This window comes from Streptomyces sp. NPDC012474, from assembly GCF_042955185.1.
Classification (GTDB): Bacteria; Actinomycetota; Actinomycetes; order Streptomycetales; family Streptomycetaceae; genus Streptomyces; species Streptomyces cahuitamycinicus.
On record NZ_JBIBEP010000002.1, the window covers coordinates 674,476 to 693,370 of the forward strand.

Below are 18,895 nucleotides of genomic sequence, written 5' to 3' on the forward strand. Positions count from 1 at the left end.
AGGGCCGGAGCGCGTGCCGGAACGTCGTGCCGCGGCAGGAGTGTTCACAGGGTCTTTGCGTCCCCCGTGGAATGGGCCGCTTCGGTACGGGCGTTGACGTGCGGTATGACTTCTCTGCGCAAGCTCGGCCCTTCCGGCCTCGACGTCTTCCCGCTCGCCCTCGGCGGCAACGTCTTCGGCTGGACCGCCGACGAGGCCCAGTCGTTCGCCGTCCTCGACGCCTACACCGCCGCCGGCGGCAACTTCGTAGACACCGCCGACTCCTACTCGGCCTGGGTCGAGGGCAACCAGGGCGGTGAGTCCGAGACCGTGCTCGGCAAGTGGCTGAAGTCCCGCGGCAACCGGGCGGACGTCGTCGTCGCCACCAAGGTCAGCCAGCACCCCGAGTTCCGCGGCCTGTCCGCCGCCACCATCACGGCAGCCGCCGACGCCTCCCTGCGGCGCCTCGGCACCGACTACATCGACCTGTACTACACGCACTTCGATCAGCCCGACGTGCCCGTCGAGGAGATCATCGGCGCGCTCGACACCCTCGTGAAGGCCGGCAAGGTGCGGCACATCGCCGCCTCCAACATCTCCGCCGAGCGGCTGCGGGCGTCCCTGGAGTTCTCCGACCGCGAAGGGCTCGCCCGGTACGTAGCCCTTCAGCCCCACTACAACCTGGTATCCCGCGACACCTACGAGGGTGAGCTCCAGGATCTCGCCGAGCGGGCCGGCCTGGCCGCCGTGCCGTACTTCGCCCTCGCGTCCGGCTTCCTCACGGGCAAGTACCGGGCCGGTGCGGCGGTCGAGAGCGCGCGGGCGGGGAGCGCGGCCAAGCACCTGGAGACCGAGCGGGGGCGACGGGTGCTCGCCGCCCTCGACGACATCGCCGCGGCGCACGACGCGCCCGTGGCCACCGTGGCTCTGGCCTGGCTCGCCGCCCAGCCGACGGTGGTGGCGCCGATCGCCTCCGCGCGGACGGTGGAGCAGCTGCCCGCACTGACCGGCGTCGGCGAGCTGACGCTGTCGGAGACCGAGATCGGGCGGCTCACGCAGGCTTCGGCCTGATGGACACGACAGGCAGCTAAGAGGGCGGCCTTTCACCATGAGCGTCCGACCCGGACGGGCATGGTGAAAGGACCCCTAGGAGCGGTACGGGTTGTACGCGGGGTACGGCGTCGGCTGTGGGTCGTACCCGTACACCCCGTACACCGGCCAGGGCGGGGCCGACACCGGGACCGGAGGGGCGGTGATCCGCGCCGCGTGGTCCAGCGCGGGTCGGGCCACCTCCCGGCGCCGCCACAGTTCGCCGAGCAGTTCCCGCTCCCGTACGGCGAAGCCGGGCCCGGCGCGGCCACGCCGGGCCCGGTGCCGCAGGAACGCCAGGGACGTCGCGTACGCCTCGTACCGCGCCACCTCCCGCGCCGCCGCCCTGCCCACGTGACGGCGGGCGTGCTGGCGGGCGATCCGCCGGGCCCGCATCGAGCCGAGCGCGTACGGCTCGGCAGGGGTCAGCCAGCCGGCCGAGGCGTAGGCGGGCAGCTCCGCCCGTACGGTCTTCAGCTCCCGCTGCCGGGTCCAGATCACCAGCCACGTCAGCAGCCCGAAGATGGGCACCATGAACGCCGCGTACACGGCGAAGAACCCGTACTCGCCGAACGCCGACGAGCCGTTCCACATCGCGTGCATGCCCATCGCGAGGAGCAGCCCGCCGAGCGGGAACGCGACGCGGCGCAGAAGCCGGCGGTCCGCCGAGAGCGCGGAGACGCCGAAGCCGATGCCGGTGAGGACCGTGAACAGCGGGTGCGCGAACGGCGACATGACGATCCGCACGAAGAAGGTGGCCGCCGTGACGGAGGCGACGCCGGTGTCGCCGGTGAGCTGGTCGGTGCCGAAGGCCGTGCCCAGGTAGAGGATGTTCTCCGTGAAGGCGAAGCCGGTGGCCGTCACGCCGGCTATGACGACCCCGTCGACGATGCCGGTGAAGTCCCGCCGCCGGAAGAGGAAGACCAGGAGGACGGCCGCCGCCTTGGCCGACTCCTCGACCACCGGGGCTATCACGGTGGCGCCCAGGGTGTCCGCGCTGGACGGGTCCGCCGTCGCCGTCGCTATCCATCTCGTCGCGAAGCTGTTGGCGACGATCGCTATCAGCGCCGCCGCGCAGGCGCCCCAGGCGAAGCAGAACAGCAGGTTCCGCCAGGGGCCGGGTTCCACCCGGTCCAGCCAGCGGAACGCGGCTATCAGCAGGGGCACCGGCAGGACGGCCAGCCCCAGCCCGACCAGGAAGCCCTCCGTGCCGGTCTCCTCGCGGACCAGGGCGAGGATGACGAGGCCGGATATCGCGAGGAGCGTGCTCAGCGCGCCGTAGCGCACCCAGGCGCGCTGCCACCAGTGGGCGTGCCGCAGGGAGCCGGCCGTGCCCGGGCCCGTGAGGGGAGCGCCCTCGCTCGGACCGCTGGGATACGACGGATGTGGGGGGCTGGTGGCCACGGCATTGACCCTAACGACGGATGGGCGCTGTCCGCAGGCGGAAGAGGTGCCAGGGGTGGTCAGGCGCCGGCGGGGGGCTGGTCCACGTGCTGTACGCGACGGAAGAGGAGGTCGTTCACGACATGTCCCTTGTCCAGTCCCTGGCCCTCGAAACGGGTCAGCGGACGGAAGTCGGGACGCGGCGCGAAACCGCCGTCCGCCTGCGTGTTCTCGAAGTCGGGGTGGGCCGTGAGGACGTCGAGCATCTGCTCGGCGTACGGCTCCCAGTCGGTGGCGCAGTGGACGATCGCGCCCGGCCCGAGGCGGGTGGCGGCCAGGGTGAGGAAGTCGGGCTGGATGATCCTGCGCTTGTGGTGCCGCTTCTTCGGCCAGGGGTCGGGGAAGTAGACGCGGAGGCCGCTGAGGGAGTCCTCGGCGAGCATCTCGCGCAGGAGGATGATCGCGTCGCCGTTGCCGACACGGATGTTGGACAGGCCGTTGTGGTCGGCGAGATTGAGGAGATTGCCCTGGCCGGGGGTGTGCACGTCGACCGCGAGGATGTTCGTGGCGGCATCGGCGGCGGCCATCTGGGCGGTGGCCTCGCCCATGCCGAAGCCGATCTCGAGGACGACGGGGTTGTCGTTGCCGAACAGCTCCGGCAGGTCGAGGGTGCGGCTGCCGTCGATGTCGAGGCCCCACTTGGGCCACAGCCGCTGCAGCGCGTCCGCCTGACCGGCGGTGACCCGGCTGCGCCGCGGCTGGAAACTCCGGATCCGCCGCTCGAAGTGCGACCCGGCGGGGTCGGCCTTGGGCCCGTCGGGAAAGCGCGGCTCTCCCTTGGCCCGGGTGCTCCGGACGGAGACACCGGGGGCGTGCGGGTGCGGACCCGGGCCCGGGCCCGGGTGCGGGCTCGTGAGCGGGTGCGGGCTCGTGAGCGGGTGCGGGGGCGGGCTCGGGTTCGGGGTTTCGGGGGTGTTTGCGGAGTCAGACACAGTGCCTCTGATTTTACGGCTGGAGTGTGGCGCGCGGTCCGCCGGTGGGGCGCGTCTCACCGGTGGTGGGTCGGGGCCGCGCCGGGGGGTGTCCGTCCTCGGAACGGCGCGATGGGGTCGCTTACCGACTCACTGTCCGTTGACGCGCCAACCGCTGCGGGAGGACACCCCCCGACACGTCCCCTTGCGTAAGACGGCGGGTGCGGGTGCGTGCCGCCCCGGCTGCGGGCAATCGTGCCGCTGAGGGCGCTGGGGGTTCCCCTCTGCCCGAGCGGTCCCGAGAGCTCGGGGGAGGGTGGGCGGTGGGGGCTCCTGCTCGGAGAGCTTGGGGGAGGCATCCCGTTCCGCCGGGTTGAGGGCCCCCTGACCTCAGCGGCAACGCCGAGATCTGCAGATCTCACAGCGCGCTCAACGCCCTCCGGGCCACCTCCCGGCCGATCGGCAAGGACGCCGTGGCCGCGGGAGACGGTGCGTTCAGGACGTGCACCGTGCGTGGGCCCTCGCGGATCAGGAAGTCGTCGACCAAGGTCCCGTCACGCAGGACCGCCTGCGCACGCACCCCCGCGGCCGTCGGGACGAGGTCGTCCTCGGACACCTCGGGCAGCAGCCTGCCCACCGCCTGCGTGAAGGCCCGCTTGGACAGGGAGCGCCGCAGCTCACCCGCCCCGTACCGCCAGTGCCGGCGGGCTATCTGCCAGGAGCCGGGCCAGGCCAGGGTCGAGCCCAGCTCGCGGGGGCGGACCGTGCCCCACCCGTAGCCCTCGCGGGCCAGGGCCGGCACCGCGTTGGGTCCGACATGGACGCCTCCGTCGATACCCCGCGTGAGGTGCACGCCGAGGAACGGGAACGCCGGATCGGGCACCGGGTAGACCAGGCCGCGCACCAGCTCCGGCCGGGCCAGCTCATAGTACTCGCCCCGGAACGGCACGATCCGCATGTCCGGGTCGTCCCCGGTGAGCCGGGCGATCTCGTCGCACTGCAGCCCCGCGCAGTTCACCAGGACCCGCCCGCGTACGACGTCCCCCGCGGCCGTGAGCACGGCGACTCCCCGCTCCGGGCGCCGGTCGACGCGCACGACCCGTGTGCCGTAGCGGATCTCCGCACCGGAGCCGTGGGCCAGCTGGCGGGCGACCGCGACGAAGTCGCAGATGCCGGTCGTGCCGACGTGTATCGCGGCGAGGCCGCGCACCTCCGGCTCGTACTCCGCGATCTGCGACGCGCCCAGCTCCCGCACCGGGATCCCGTTCTCCCGGCCGCGCTGTACGAGGGCGTGCAGGCGGGGCAGCTCCGCGCGGTCGGTGGCGACGATCAGCTTGCCGGTGATCGCGTGCGGGATGCCGTACTCGGCGCAGAACTTGACCATCTCCGCCGCGCCCCGCACCGCGTAGCGCGCCTTGAGGGAGCCGGGGCGGTAGTAGATGCCGCTGTGGATGACGCCGCTGTTGCGGCCGGTCTGGTGGCGGGCCGGGCCCGGTTCCTTCTCCAGGACGGTGACACGTGTGCCCGGTGCCGCGCGGGTGATCGCGTACGCCGTCGACAGGCCGACGATTCCGCCGCCGATCACCAGCACGTCACAGTCGTATGTGATCCGCACTCGCACCACCTCCCGCTTCGATAGTGCACTGCGCCACTGACAATGCCTTCAAACGCGGGACGGGCGGCACCCCTGCTCCGACTACGCCGGAGTCATCAGCAAAGGACGTGCACGCTCACGGAGCTCCACCACCTGTGGCTCGTCGCCGTACGGCTCCAGCCGGTGCAGGAGGTCCTTCACGTACTCGGTGGTACGGGCCGAGGAGATCCGCCCGGCGACCTCCACGGCCCGCACCCCCTGCTCGCACGCCGCGTCCAGGTTGCCCGACTCCAGTTCGGCGACGGCCGAGACGACCAGACGCAGGCCGTGGGAGCGGACGAACTCCTCCGTCGGCTTCGACAGGGCCTGCTCGGTGAAGCGACGGACCTGGCGGGGTGCCTTGAGGTCGCGGTAGCACTCGGCCGCGTCGGCGGCGAAACGGTCGTAGGAGTAGAAGCCGAGCCAGCTCGGGTCGTTGTCGCCGGGGCGGGCGCGCTCGAGCCAGCTCTCGGCCGCCTTCAGGGCGCCGCCGGCCGCCGGGGCATCGTTCGCGCGGGCGTGTGCGCGTGCCTCGACGAGGCGGAAGAAGCTCATGGTGCGGGCCGTGGCCAGGCCGCGGTTGCGTTCGAGGGCGGCCTGGGCGAGATCCACACCCTCGTCGCCGAAGCCGCGGTAGGTGGCCTGGAGGGACATGGTGGCCAGCACATACCCCCCGAGGGGGACGTCCGCCGCCGCCCGGGCCAGGCGCAGGGCCTGGATGTAGTAGCGCTGGGCCGCTTCCTGCTGGCCCGTGTCGAAGGCCATCCAGCCCGCGAGCCGGGTGAGTTCGGCGGAGGCGCCGAAGAGGGCCCGGCCGACCTCGTCGGAGTACGAGCCGAGCAGCAGCGGGGCCGCCTCCACCCTTAAGCACTCGGGGACCATGGACGAACGCCAGTCGCCGCCGCCGTACTTGGAGTCCCAGCGCCGCGCGTCCTCGGCGGCCTCCCGCAGCTTCTGCACATCGCTGTGGCCGACTTTGAGCGGTGCGCCGGAGCCCTCGCCGGGGCCCACGTCACGCGCGACCGAACTGTCGGCCGGGGTTATCAGCCATCGTGAGGCGGGCGTTGCGTATGCGCTCACCGCGAACGATCCGGCCAGCGACTGCCAGATGCCGCCGGAACCGGCCCGGCGGCCGGCGAGGTCGAGGCGGTACAGGTCGGTCGCGGACCTCACCGCCTGACCGACGTCCCGAGGGAAGGCGAGGCCGACTTCGGGTGCGGGGTCCGCGTCCGCCAGGCCGATCTCGTGGAGCGGCACCGGGCGGCCGAGTTTCTGGCCGATGGCGGCGGCGATGAGGTGCGGGGCAGCACCTTGCGGCACCATTCCCTTCGACACCCAGCGCGCCACCGACGTTTTGTCATAGCGAAGTGTCAGTCCTCGCTGAGCGCCAAGGTCGTTGACGCGCCGCGCGAGGCCTGCGTTGGAGATTCCCGCGAGGGCGAGAACGGCGCCGAGTTTTTCGTTCGGCCCGCGTTGCTCCCTGGACATGCGCCACCCCTCGACACAGACGGCTGCCGCGCTGGCATAACCATGCGGCATTCGTAAACCCAGCGTAGTTCGCCGCATCCCAAGCGTTAAGGGGCATTCTTCCGGTTGGCGGGATTGTGGTCCGTACTGAAGTGCGGTTCAGATACAGGCTGTTGCGACGTGCTCCCACTGTGTGGCCGTGCGCCTGTCCGTGCGCTCTTCTCCGGCCATCGCGGGAGCGGTTCCATGGTCATTGCGTGGGTCGGCCCGCTGTACTGGATCCAGTGGGCTGGGGGACGCCGCCGCCTTCATCCCCGCGGGTGGCGGAAAGGTCCGGGAGGCGTGCTCCGTCTCCCGGACTGCGCGACCGGATGGCAGGGCGCGGAGCCTGTACGGAGCGTGTTCGAGGCTGCCCGCGCGATATCGATTCGGCTGAAAATCGACCCCGTCGGCCGTGGGGCATCAAGCCTCCTACCACGGCAGTTGAGGGCGCACCGGGCGTGATCGGGGCGCGTTCCGGGGGCGCATTCGCGTCGCAGTCATACCGGAGACATGTCGCCGACGTGCCTTGATTCTTGGCCGCCTCTTCGTTCTCGTCTGTCTCCGCCGCCGTCTTCTCCGACCGCCGTTCGGGCCCGACTCCGCATGAGACGTGCGGGTGTTCGGGGGCCCGGTCACGTGTCGGCGGCTCCGCCGGGGCGCATTCGACGGAGCGCAAGCGGCGTCGGCACCCTCTGGAACGCTTCCTTCATGGCAGCATGGTGAACCGGTTCGTGCGGTGCACTGGTTGTCCACAGCCTGTGGAGGCGGCGATGCGGTGGTTGGTGGGGTGGAGCAGCACCGCCGCGGGAGCCGTCGCTGCCGGTTCGGCGGGGGCGACCGGCAGCGAGGGCGAGACGCTGCACCCGGTGGGGTCCCAACTCCTGTGGGGAGACCCGGATCCGCTGTGGGCGGTCGGCGACTGGCGCCCCGACGAGGTGCGGGTCGTGAAGGCCGACGACCGGACCAGGATCGCCGTCCTCGGCATCTGCGGCGCCACCGACGAGCAGCTGCGCGTCGCGCTGTTCGCCGCGCGCGGTGGCGCACTCCGGCATCTGACCGCCTGGCCCGGCAGCTACACCGCGATCGTCCAGGTCGGCAGACGGGTCACCGTCTGCGGCGATCTCGCGGGCGCGCGGCCGGTGTTCCACACGCCCTGGGCCGGAGGCACGGCGTACGCGACCGCCGCGCTGCCGCTGGCCGACCTGATCGAGGCCAACCTGGACTTCGGGCATCTCGCCGCGCTGCTGGCCGCCCCGGACGTGCCCGCCGCGCTGCACGACTCCACGCCGTACGACGGCGTGAAGCGCATTCCGCCCGGGCATGCCCTCATCCTGCGCGCGGGGGCGCGCGAGATCGCCGGGTACGAGCCGGTCGCCTCGCTGGCCGTCGCGGCGCCTCCGGCCGATCCCGACAGCGCGGTCGACGCGGTGCGCGACGCGCTGGTGGAGGCCGTACGGACGCGGCTGTCCGCGCCGCGGCACGTTCCCGGGGCGGACATAGACCCCGGTCCGGTGCCCGGCATGGGTCCCGCCGAGCGGCGGGCCGCGCGCGGGATGCCGGTGCCGGGGATCGGCGCGGACCTGTCCGGCGGGCCGGCCTCCGGGGCCCTGGCGCTGCTGGCCGCGGGCCTGCCCGGGATGCCGGGCACGGTGCTGGGGCACGGCACGGGCGCGGGGGAGCGGCTGCTCGCCGTCACGTTCAACGACCTCGCCGTCGGCGGGCGGGAAGCCGAGCTGGAGCGGGCGGGCGCGCTCGCGGCGAACCCACGGCTGCACCACGTCGTCGTGGCGGGCGGCGAGGAGACCCTTCCGTACGCCGACCTGGACGGGCCGCTGACCGACGAACCCGGGCCGTGCCTGGTGTCCGCGGCGCGCCATCGGGCCCGGCTGGCCGCGGGCAGCGCGGACCACTTCACGGGCTACGGCGCGCGCCAGGTCCTGGACGCCCACCCCGCGCGCCTCGCGGACCTGCTGATGGACCGCCGACGGCGTCATCTCGTACGGCCGGTCGCCGCACTGGCCAAGGCCGACGGGTCCGTGCTGGTGCCGGCGCGGGTGTACGCGGCGGCCCGGCGGTTGTCCCGGACGCCGTACCGGTCGGGGGTCGAGTCCCTCGCCGAGCGTCTGCTCGACCCCCGCTCCGACGACGGCCTCGACGCGCCCGGCGGGGCGCTGGATGCCTCGCTCGCCGCGCTGACCTGGGGCAGACCCGGGCCGGCGGCGCGCTGGCTGACCGGTGAGGCGCTCGCTGAAGTATCGGTTCGCCTTCAGGCGTCGACACACCGGTCGGAGCTGGTGGGCCCGGGGCAGCGGCCGGGTGACTTCCGCGCGCGTGCGGCGCTGGCGCGCCATGCGGCGGACCTGCGGGTGCTGGAGCAGGCCGCGGAGGTCCGCTTTCAGCGGCTGCACGCGCCGTTCCTCGACAACCAGGTCGTCCGCGCGGCCCGGGCGCTGCCCGAGGCGCTGCGGGTGCGGCCGGGTGCGCGGGCCGCGATCCTGCGGACGGTGCTGGAAGGAGCCGGGGTCCGGGAGCTGCCGCCCGGCTGGGGCGCCCCGACCCAGGCGACGGCGGCTGCCGCGGAGCGTACGGGCCTGCGGGTGGCGGCGGACTCCCTGGTCGCCCTGTTCGACACCCCGCTGCTGGCGGAGGCGGGCCTGGTCGAGGCCCGTGTGGTGCGCAAGGCGCTGCGCGATGCGGCGGCGGGCGAGCCCCTTCCCCTGGACGGCCTCGCGGACCTGGTCGCCCTGGAGCTCTGGCTCCGCCGCCTGCTGTCCCGCCGCGGCACGTGCTGGACGGGGACCCCGGCAAGGCAGCGGGCGGTACCGGCGGGGATCGCGCCGCAGCGGGGGGCGTTGGGGGCGGGGGCCGGTGGGGGACGCCGGGTGTAGTGCCTGTGCGCGCCTGCTTCGCCTGAGCTCCGGTCGCAGCACTAGCCGCAGGTGAACCTGGACTCCGCCCAGTCCACCGGCATCAGGTTGTCCAGGGCGCTGCGCGGTTCCACCACCAGCCGGACCGCGCTGCGGCCGGTGAGGTTCACATGGACGGGCACGGCCGGGTCACCGCCCTCGACCAGCGGCGACCGCCACAGCCGGACGCCGTCGGCGTAGACGGAGAAGTACACCTTGCCGAGCCGCAGCGTCATGTCGTCCACCCCGACGAGCGCGTCGTACGACGAGCAGGAGCGGTTCAGGTCGATGGTGACGGACGAGCGGCCGTGGACGGTGACGCCGTGCGGGTACCGCTGGGCCCCGACCGACAGGCCGGACCGCTTCCAGACCCAGCTGCTCGAACCGATCCGCATCTCGGGTTCCGTACCGTCACCGCTGATGTCGTACGACAGTTCGCTCCACTGGTACACGGCCGGGGCGGGCGGGGGCGGGGGCGGCGGGGGAGTGGGCGTGGGAGTGGGGGCCGGAGGCGGTGCCGGCCTCGGGGACTCGGGCGGGGGAGCGGGAGCCCGGGTGGGCGTGGGGTCCGGGTCCGGACTCGGACTCGGGCTGGTCGTGGAGCCGGGTGTCGGCGAGGGCGTCCCGGCGCGCGCGGGCACGATCCCCGGCGGGCGCGGACCCGGCCCGGGCCGTGCGGAGGAAGGCGACGGCGAGGGCGTGGGCTCGCCCGGGCGCACCACCGACGACGGCGGAGCGGATGCCGGAGCGCCCTCGGCCTCCTGCTTCGGCTTCTCGTTGCCGGCCAGTGCCATCATCACCGCCGCCACCACACCCACTGCGACCACACCGGCCGCGATACCGGCCTTCACCGGCGCGCCGATCCCCTCGGAGGCCGCCGCGCCACCCCCGCCGCCCGAACCGCCGCTCCCCGCGGCTGCCAAGCCGGTCGAGCCACCCGCCGTCGCGGCCGTCCCCGCCGCACCGGCCGCTCCCGCGCCCCCGGCGATGAGCCCGGCCGCCTTCGCGTATCCGGCGGCCCCGAACCAGCCGATGACCGCGACCGGTACGACGGCCGGGATGCCGCCGGCCACATCCTCGATCTGCAGGGCGGCCAGCCGGCACTTCGCGCACTCGTCCAGGTGCTTGCGCAGCCCCCGCTCGGCCCGGGTGCGCAGCCGCCCGCGGGCGTAGGTGCCGAGCTGGTCGGCGTAGCGCGCGCACTCCTCGTCGCTGGTGAGCGTGGCGCTGACGTGGGCCTGGAGGTAGGCCTGCCTGAGGCCCTCGCGGGCCCGGCTGGCGAGCACGCGGGTGCCGTTGGCGTCCAGCCCGAACAGCGTGGCGACCTCGCTGGGCGACTCGTCCTCGATCTCGGTGTGCCACAGCACGGCCTGCCAGCGCTCCGGCAGCGACCGGAAGGCCCGCATGGCCATGGACTGCTCGGCCTGGTGCATCGCCCGTACGTCCGCGCCCAGTTCGAGCGTGTCGTCGTCGGACGCGTCGGGCCCGCGTGCGGACTGGGTGGCGAACACCGCGAAGTCGTCGACGAGTTGCTCGCGCCGCGCCGATCTCGTCCAGGAGGCGGCCACGCGCCGGATGGAGGTGAGCAGGTAGGCGCGTACGGCGTGCGCCGGGCCCGCCCCGCCGCGCACCGCCTGGAGCATGCGGGCGAAGACCTCGGCGGTCAGGTCGTCCGCGGTGTGGGCGTCACGGCAGCAGGTGCGGGCGTACCTGCGCACGGCTTGCGCATGGCGCCGGTACAGCTCCTCGTACGCCGTGTCGTCGCCCGAGCGCATCCGGTCGATGAGGTCGGCGTCGGACGGCGGCAGGTCACGCGGCGGCGGCAGGACGCCGTCCTCGCGCCGGTCGCGCTGGGCCGGGACCGAGCCGTCGGCGGGGTGCCCGCCGGGCGGCACGCTCGCGCGTCCGCCCTGACTCGGCACCTGCGGCGGGACCGCGTCGCCGACCGTTGCGTCGCCGCTCCCGCCGCCGCTCGACTCGTCCCGCCCGTCACCGCTCATCCCGGAAAGCCCCCGCCAGCCGCCCAACCCGTCCAGACCACGGGTCAGCGTGCCATATTGGCTTTTGGTCAGACCGTTCCTGTGGACTGAGCGGGAGTGAGTCCGTTCAGCCGCGCGCCCCGAACGGTCTCGGGCGAGCTGGTCCCCGGCGTACTCGACCCCGGGTGGCGACACGCATCCTGTGCGTGGTCCGGCCCGGGAGGCCAGTTCCCTTGCGACATGGCCGGTTGGGTACGGCCAGAGTCAACGGGGAGGCCCTGAACCATCCTCTGGTGGAGCAGGGGCCCCGCACGCTGACGCCGTACCCGGTGTCCCAGGTCGCACGATCACGTTAGCCCGATCGGCCCATGGCGCCGCAAGCCGGCAAGCGGACGATCACACGATCGAGCTAACTCGGCTGTGCATTCCTTGGAGCAGTTCCAACCACTCGGAGTTCGGATCATCACTCATCCGTGGGGATTTACCGCACGGAAGCACGAGCCGTCACTCATTCGGGGAAGGCTCCCCATTTCGCTCCCGGGGGCCTTCCCGCTCCGGGGACCGGGGTGTCCCACCCGGCCCGGGCCTGAGCGACCCGGGCCCCGAGGGGCGGCTCACGCCGGTCGCGAGCGCAGCCCCTCCAGCAGGATGTCCAGCAGCCGGGCCGACGCGGCAGCCTGCTGCGCGGCGTCCGGCAGTGAGGGCGCGGCCGTGGCGATCACCAGCAGCACGTCCGACACCGACACGTCCGCCCGCAGCTCACCGGCCGCACGCGCCCGGTCCACGAGCTGGCCCACGACCTCGAGCAGCGCCGACGTCCCGGCGTCGTCCTCACCCGCGGCCGCCGCTACCGCAGCGACCGCGACCGGCTGGTCGGGCACCAGCCGCAGCTCCGTCGCGCCGGGCTGGGTCCGCTGCTGCGGTACCCGCGGGCCTCCGGTGCCGTCCTCGACCGAGACCCGCAGCACCTGCGGCGGCAGCAGCCGCCCGGCGCCGGAGGCCACCGACGTCCGCAGGAAGCGCGACAGCGCCGACCACGGCTCGTCCTCCTGCCCGAGCGCCGCACGCGCCTGGTCGGTCAGCCGGGAGGTCTCCTCCTCGGCTATCCGCCGCACCAGGACGTCCTTGCTCGGGAACCGCCGGTACACCGTGCCCACACCGACCCGCGCGCGCCGCGCCACGTCTTCCATCGGCGCGCCGTACCCCAGCTCGCCGAAGACCTCGCGCGCCGCCCGCAGCACGTGCTCCAGATTGCGCTGTGCGTCCACGCGCAGCGGCGTCGTCCGCGATACGTCGCGTCCGTTGCCCGCCGCGCTCATCGTCATGCCACCCGCCGCGACTGCGGACGTGGGCGACCAATGAGAGTCCTGAACATGCATAAGCATTCCCCCGGTAATGACGTCTCCCCCCGGAGACACTCCCCGCCATGCGATACCGGAGCGAGGGAACGGCTCGGGTCCGCGGGCCCGCCCGTCGCGGACCCGGTGAGCACATCCCCCTACACCCCGTCGACACACGAACATAGTTGAGAGGGAGTCAATTCAGAAGGGGCACGTTCCGCACGGAGCGCCCACCGATCGGAGTACGGGCCGTATACGTCCCGAATGTGCCCCCGCGCGCCCCTCGCACCATCCCTTCTGACCTGCGCATATGTGCAGCAGGCCGTGATTCCGGCCAACTCCGCGCGCTCTCCCGCTCCGGTCACACAATGCGTCGAGGCTGTGGACAAACTCAAGCGTCGGGTGCGTCATGGGATGGTGAAGGAACGTGCGCGCATTCTCGTTGTCGGTGGTGGCTACGTCGGGATGTACACGGCCCTGCGCCTGCAGCGCAGACTGAAACGGGAACTGGACCGGGGCGAAGTGGAGATCACGGTCGTCACTCCCGACCCGTACATGACCTACCAGCCGTTCCTCCCCGAGGCCGCAGCGGGTGCCATCTCCCCCCGCCACGTCGTCGTGCCGCTGCGCCGCGTCCTCGACCGGTGCCGGGTCCTGATCGGCGAGGCCACCGCCGTCGACCACGCGAAACGCACCGCCACCATCGCCACCCTCGCCACCGAGGAGGAGGGCACGGGCGGACAGCGGCTGCCCTACGACGAACTCGTCCTCGCCCCCGGCTCCGTCTCGCGCACCCTGCCGGTCCCCGGCCTCGCCGACCACGGCATCGGCTTCAAGACCGTCGAGGAGGCCATCGGCCTGCGCAACCACGTCATCGAGCAGATGGACATCGCCTCCTCCACCCGCGACCCCGCGATCCGCGACGCGGCCCTCACCTTCGTCTTCGTCGGCGGCGGCTTCGCGGGCGTGGAGGCACTCGGCGAACTGGAGGACATGGCCCGCTACGCCGCGCGCTACTACCACAACGTCCAGCCCGACGACATGAAGTGGATCCTCGTCGAGGCCTCGGACCGGATCCTGCCCGAGGTCGGCGAGGAGATGGGCCGCTACGCGGTCACCGAACTGCGCCGCCGCAACATCGACGTCCGCCTGCAGACCCGGCTGGAGTCCTGCGCCGACCGGGTCGCCGTCCTCAGCGACGGCGCCCGCTTCCCCACCCGTACGGTCGTCTGGACGGCCGGCGTGAAGCCCCACCCGGTGCTCGCCGCCACCGACCTGCCGCGCAACGGCCGCGGACGCCTCACGTGCACACCCGAACTGTCGATCGAGGGCACCACGCACGCGTGGGCAGCCGGAGACGCCGCCGCCGTCCCCGACGTCACCGCCGCCGAACCGGGCCGCGAGTGTGCCCCCAACGCCCAGCACGCGCTGCGCCAGGCCAAGGTCCTCGCCGACAACATCGTGCGCTCCCTGCGCGGCGAACCCCTCCAGACGTACGAACACGCCTACGCCGGCTCGGTCGCCTCCCTGGGCCTGCACAAGGGCGTCGCCCACGTCTACGGACGCAAGCTCAAGGGCTACCCCGCCTGGTTCATGCACCGCGCCTACCACCTCAGCCGCGTGCCCACCTTCAACCGCAAGGCGCGCGTGCTCGCCGAATGGGCCCTGGCCGGCCTGTTCAAACGGGAGATCGTCTCCCTGGGTTCACTCGAACACCCCCGGGCGGAGTTCGAACTCGCGGCCGGTGGAAAACCTTCTCAGGACCCTCCGCACAACCCGAAGGGGTCGTCCTGACCGGACCCAGGAACTCCAGCGGCCGGCCCGGCGTCTGACGGATGTCGGTCCGGTCCGCGCCCTGCCAGACTGGTCCACCACCGCGGGCGTGCCACCTCACGCCTCGGTGCGGGCCCTCCGGGGCCCCGGCCGGTTCCGGTGCCGGCCGCCGACCACTACACGAGGCAAGGATTCGTGAACTTCACGCGCTGGAGCGCCCGGCTCCCCGGAACGCAGCGCCGCGCCGCAGCGCGGACCGAGCAGACGGCCTCCCCGGACCGGCGGGGGGAAAGCTCCGTACCCGCCGCCCGTGCCGAACAACTGACCGACGAGTCGCCGTCCGTACCCGCCGTCGACGAACTGCGGGTGCGTGAGGTCCTCGACCGCGTCCCGTCCCTCGTCGCCCTGGTCCACGGCCCCGACCACCGCATCGCCTACGTCAACGACGCCTACACGACCGCCTTCGGCGTACGCCCCCTGGGTGAACGCGCCCGCGAGGCCCTCCCCGAGCTGGACGGCCTCGGCCTGTTCCCCCTCCTGGACCAGGTCCAGCGCAGCGGCAGACCGCGCACGGTCAAGTCCCGCAAGGCCCCCGACGGCCGCTCCTACACGTTCACCTGCACGCCGGTCGCCCAGGACGACGGCAAGGCCGGCAGCGACGGCCGCGGCGTCCTCGTCTTCGCCACCGACGTCACCGACCACGCCGAAGCCGCGGAGCGCCTGCGCGCCAGCGAGCGCCGCCAGCGCGAAACGGCGGTCACCCTCCAGCGCTCACTGCTCCCCCAGGAGCTCGAGGAACCCGACGACCTGCGCGTCGCCGCCACGTACCACCCGGGCGGCACGGAAGCCGCGGTCGGCGGCGACTGGTACGACGTCATCACCCTGGGCGGCGGCCGCACGGCCCTGGTCATCGGCGACGTCATGGGCCGTGGCGTCCGCGCGGCGGCGGTCATGGGCCAGCTACGCACGGCGGTCCGGGCGTACGCCCGCCTCGACCTCCCCCCGCACGAGGTGCTCCAGCTCCTGGACGGCCTGGCGGCCGAGATCGACGCCAACCAGATCGCCACGTGCGCGTACGCCATCCACGATCCGAACGAGGGCAAGCTGATCTACTCCTCGGCGGGCCACCTCCCGATCCTCGTCCGTGACGAGAACGGCACGGTCCTGCGCGCCGAGGAACCCACCGGTCCCCCGCTGGGCACCGGCGGCTGGATGCACACCTCGGGCTCGATCCCCCTCGCCCCCGGCTCCACGGCCGTCCTCTACACGGACGGCCTGGTCGAGCGCCGCGACGCCGACCTGGACGAGGGCATCGCCGCCCTGGAACGCGCCCTGGCCGGCGCCACCGGTACGCCCCAGGTCGTCTGCGACCGCCTGGTCCGTTCCGCGGGCGTCACCCCGGACCACGACGACGACGTGGCGGTCCTGGTCCTCCAGCACCCGGCCCGCGCGGGGGCGGAGAGCGAGCTCTTCCGCAACGCCGCCCTGGAGCTCCTCGGCGGCGTGGAAGCGGCCCCACGCGCGCGTGCCTTCGCCTCCGGCGTCCTGACCAGCTGGCGCTTCCCCGCCGACCTGCACGATCTGGGCGTCCTGGCGACCAGCGAACTGGTCGCCAACTCCCTCCAGCACGGCACCCCGCCGATGAGACTGCGTCTGCGTCGCACGGACAGACGCCTGATCATCGAGGTCACCGACGGCGACGACCACCTCCCCAGACGCCGCCGCGCGGAACCGGCCGACGAATCGGGCCGGGGCATCGCCATCGTCGCCACGATCGCGTCGAGCTGGGGCTCCCGCCGCACACCGGGCGGCGGCAAGGCGGTCTGGTGCGAGTTCGCCCTGCCGCGCACGCAGCCGACGTAGGCCCGCCGGGTCAGACGTCCGCGGAAACGGGCGCCCCACCCCGCGCCACGACCCGGCTCTTCCCGAGCCACGGCTGGTCCTGCGCGTCGGTCAGCTGCCGCCCCAACCGCACGGCCAGGACGGTGATCCCCAGCGAGAACACCAGGAACGCCACGATGTACGGCGCGTGCAGCGATGCCCCGAGCGGCCCGCCCACCGCCGGTCCGACGGCCAGCGCGAGCTGTTTGACCAGCGCGAACGCCGAGTTGTACTGCCCGGCCATGCCCTCCGGCGCGAGATCCGCGACCAGCGGGGCCACGGTCGGCGACAGCATCGCCTCACCCAGCCCGAACAGCGCGTACGTCGAGACGAACGCGGCCGTCGCCATCTCCTGGCTTCCGTGCCCGAGCCCCGCGTACCCGGCGACGGCCCACGCCACGGCCCAGATCAGCCCGACAGCGGCGATCACCCGAGACCGCCGGCGCCGCTCCACGAACCGCAGCACGGCGAACTGCGCGACGACGATCACCAGCGTGTTGGCGGCGAGTGCGGTGCCCAGCGCGGACGTCGAGATCCCGGCGGCCTCGATCCCGTACGCACTCAGCCCCGACTCGAACTGCCCGTAGCAGGCGAAGAACAGCACGAAGCCCAGCACGCACAGCTGCACCATGGCCCGATTGCCCATCAGCTGCTTCCAGCTGCCCCGCCCGGACGCCTGGGGAGCATCCTCGATCCGCGGCGCGTGCGGCATCCGCACGGTCACCATCACCACGACCAGCAGCAGGAACATCGCCGCCTCGATCGCGAAGAGCAGCGTGAAGGAGGCAGCGCTCGTCGTGTCGACGAGATGCCCGCCGATGAGGCCGCCGACGCCGAGCCCGAGGTTCTGCAGGAAGAACTGCATGGCGAAGGCACGCGACCGCGTCTCGGCCGACGAGCAGTCCACGATCATCGTCGCGAGCGCCGGCTGCATCACGGCCTGCCCGGCGCCCAGCAGGGCGGCCGACACCAGCACGGCCGCCGCGCTGCTCGCGATCCCCAGACCGAGCGCACCCAGAGCGGCGGTGACCAGGGCGGTGAGCAGCACCGGCAGCGGGCCGCGCCGCACGATGGCCCGCCCGGCGAACGGCAGCACCACCAACGCGGCCACGGCGAAGACGGCGAGTACGAGACCCGCCGTCATGGCCCCGAGACCTCGCACCTGCGCCACGTAGACGTACAGGTACGGGACCGTGAAGCCGAGCCCGAACGCGCTGAGTGCGTTACCCACGTGAATGCGGCGCATCGCTGCGCCCATCGCCCTGGTCACGTTCACCTCTCTCACAAGTTAGGAGTGAAGACTTCGAAGCTAAAGTTCGAAGTTAAAGAGTACAGATCCAAGGACTTCAAGGCAAAGAACGATCGTGCGATACTGCGCACATGGGCGACACCCCCGGCCCCAGCGAGCCGACCCTCGAAGAGCAGATCGCCGCGTACCAGCGCGAGTTCCAGGACCTGGACCCCCAGGTCGAGCAGATCGTCTCGGCCCTCTCCCGCCTGAACCGCCGCATGAACGTCGCCTACGGCCGTCAGACCTCGGCCCTCGGCATCAGCAACGCGGAGTGGGAGGTCCTCAAGGCCCTCGTCCTCTCCGGGGCCCCCTACCGCCTCGGCCCCAGCGACCTCGCCAAGCGCCTCGGCCTCACTCCGGCCGCGATGACCCACCGGATCGACCGCATGGTCGCGGAATCTCTGGTGACCCGTGAGCGAGACGAGTCGAACCGCGTACGCGTCATCGTTGAGCTGACGTCAGAGGGGCGAGAGAAGTGGCTGGAGGCGATGCGCCTGGCGTCGGTCTTCGAGGAGGACCTGCTCCAGGACCTGTCCCCCGCCGAGCGCACGGCGCTGGGCGAAGTGCTCACACGTCTGCTGCGCCGGGTCGAGCACGCGCAGCCGGACGCCGGCGGGCGCCTCACGGACCTGGACTGACACCCGGGCCGAAAAGATCTTGACAGGGTCGCTTGACACCCCCATGACGGATCCGTAAGGTTCTTCGGGTTGCCGCAGAGCCGTAACGGTTCTTCGACAGCACTTCCGCCGCAGCAGCGGCACCCAAACCACCAGCTCGACATCCCCACGGGATTGTTTTCGGCGTGCCCGAATTCAATTCGAATGGGGACTCGACGATCCGATCGGCTCCGAACGGCTCCGATTTGGGAATCGGCGAGAGGGCGCGCTAAGGTTGGGGACGTCGGAACGGCCCAACAGCCGCAAAGACAAACCCCGCTGACCGGGGATCAGGCCCGAAAGGATCTGATAGAGTCGGAACCGCCGGAAAGGGAAACGCGGAAGCGGGAACCTGGAAAGCACCGAGGAAATCGGATCGGAAAGATCTGATAGAGTCGGAAACGCAAGACCGAAGGGAAGCGCCCGGAGGAAAGCCCGAGAGGGTGAGTACAAAGGAAGCGACCGTTCCTTGAGAACTCAACAGCGTGCCAAAAGTCAACGCCAG

General features: G+C 72.5%; 12 protein-coding genes. 5 read left to right on the plus strand and 7 right to left on the minus strand.

What is annotated here, in order from left to right:
* Positions 1-105: 105 nt before the first annotated feature.
* Entirely contained in the window at positions 106-1,050 is a 945-nt protein-coding gene (locus ACFY9S_RS08000) for an aldo/keto reductase (protein WP_391124175.1), read from the plus strand.
* 75 nt (positions 1,051-1,125) lie between these two features.
* Here ACFY9S_RS08000 and ACFY9S_RS08005 read toward each other — a convergent pair whose 3' ends face one another.
* The 4 genes from ACFY9S_RS08005 to ACFY9S_RS08020 form a co-directional block, all read right to left on the minus strand.
* Entirely contained in the window at positions 1,126-2,472 is a 1,347-nt protein-coding gene (locus ACFY9S_RS08005) for a PrsW family glutamic-type intramembrane protease (RefSeq protein WP_391124178.1), read from the minus strand.
* Between the two features lie 59 nt (positions 2,473-2,531).
* Positions 2,532-3,443: a tRNA (guanosine(46)-N7)-methyltransferase TrmB gene (gene trmB / locus ACFY9S_RS08010; RefSeq protein WP_391124180.1), complete on the minus strand. Its 912-nt coding sequence runs from the start codon at positions 3,441-3,443 to the stop codon at positions 2,532-2,534.
* A 397-nt stretch (positions 3,444-3,840) separates the two neighbouring features.
* The gene (lhgO, locus tag ACFY9S_RS08015; protein WP_391124183.1) at positions 3,841-5,043 is read right to left on the minus strand and encodes an L-2-hydroxyglutarate oxidase; all 1,203 of its coding nucleotides are present in this window, start codon (positions 5,041-5,043) and stop codon (positions 3,841-3,843) included.
* Between the two features lie 75 nt (positions 5,044-5,118).
* Positions 5,119-6,543 carry a hypothetical protein gene (locus ACFY9S_RS08020; RefSeq protein ID WP_031137852.1) on the minus strand — a complete coding sequence of 475 codons (1,425 nt, stop codon included), beginning with the start codon at positions 6,541-6,543 and terminating at the stop codon, positions 5,119-5,121.
* 791 nt (positions 6,544-7,334) lie between these two features.
* Here ACFY9S_RS08020 and ACFY9S_RS08025 point away from each other — a divergent pair.
* Entirely contained in the window at positions 7,335-9,452 is a 2,118-nt protein-coding gene (locus ACFY9S_RS08025) for an asparagine synthase-related protein (RefSeq protein ID WP_391124187.1), read from the plus strand.
* A gap of 41 nt (positions 9,453-9,493) precedes the next feature.
* Here the strand turns inward: ACFY9S_RS08025 and ACFY9S_RS08030 are convergent, their stop codons facing one another.
* On the minus strand, positions 9,494-11,470 hold the full coding sequence (locus ACFY9S_RS08030; protein WP_391124190.1) for a sigma-70 family RNA polymerase sigma factor: 1,977 nt from the start codon (positions 11,468-11,470) through the stop codon (positions 9,494-9,496).
* A gap of 593 nt (positions 11,471-12,063) precedes the next feature.
* Positions 12,064-12,828, minus strand: coding sequence for a TetR family transcriptional regulator (locus ACFY9S_RS08035; RefSeq protein WP_391124193.1), 765 nt, complete (start codon positions 12,826-12,828; stop codon positions 12,064-12,066).
* A gap of 375 nt (positions 12,829-13,203) precedes the next feature.
* On the opposite strand from ACFY9S_RS08035, the gene ACFY9S_RS08040 reads away from it, so the two are divergent.
* Both ACFY9S_RS08040 and ACFY9S_RS08045 read left to right on the plus strand, forming a co-directional pair.
* The gene (locus ACFY9S_RS08040; protein ID WP_391124196.1) at positions 13,204-14,583 is read left to right on the plus strand and encodes an FAD-dependent oxidoreductase; all 1,380 of its coding nucleotides are present in this window, start codon (positions 13,204-13,206) and stop codon (positions 14,581-14,583) included.
* 174 nt (positions 14,584-14,757) lie between these two features.
* Positions 14,758-16,425, plus strand: a complete 1,668-nt coding sequence (locus tag ACFY9S_RS08045; protein ID WP_391124198.1) for a SpoIIE family protein phosphatase — start codon at positions 14,758-14,760, stop codon at positions 16,423-16,425.
* A gap of 10 nt (positions 16,426-16,435) precedes the next feature.
* Here the strand turns inward: ACFY9S_RS08045 and ACFY9S_RS08050 are convergent, their stop codons facing one another.
* On the minus strand, positions 16,436-17,701 hold the full coding sequence (locus ACFY9S_RS08050; protein WP_391124279.1) for an MFS transporter: 1,266 nt from the start codon (positions 17,699-17,701) through the stop codon (positions 16,436-16,438).
* 122 nt (positions 17,702-17,823) lie between these two features.
* On the opposite strand from ACFY9S_RS08050, the gene ACFY9S_RS08055 reads away from it, so the two are divergent.
* A complete protein-coding gene (locus ACFY9S_RS08055; protein WP_391124201.1) occupies positions 17,824-18,372 on the plus strand; it encodes a MarR family transcriptional regulator in 549 nt (182 codons plus the stop codon).
* Positions 18,373-18,895 lie beyond the last annotated feature (523 nt).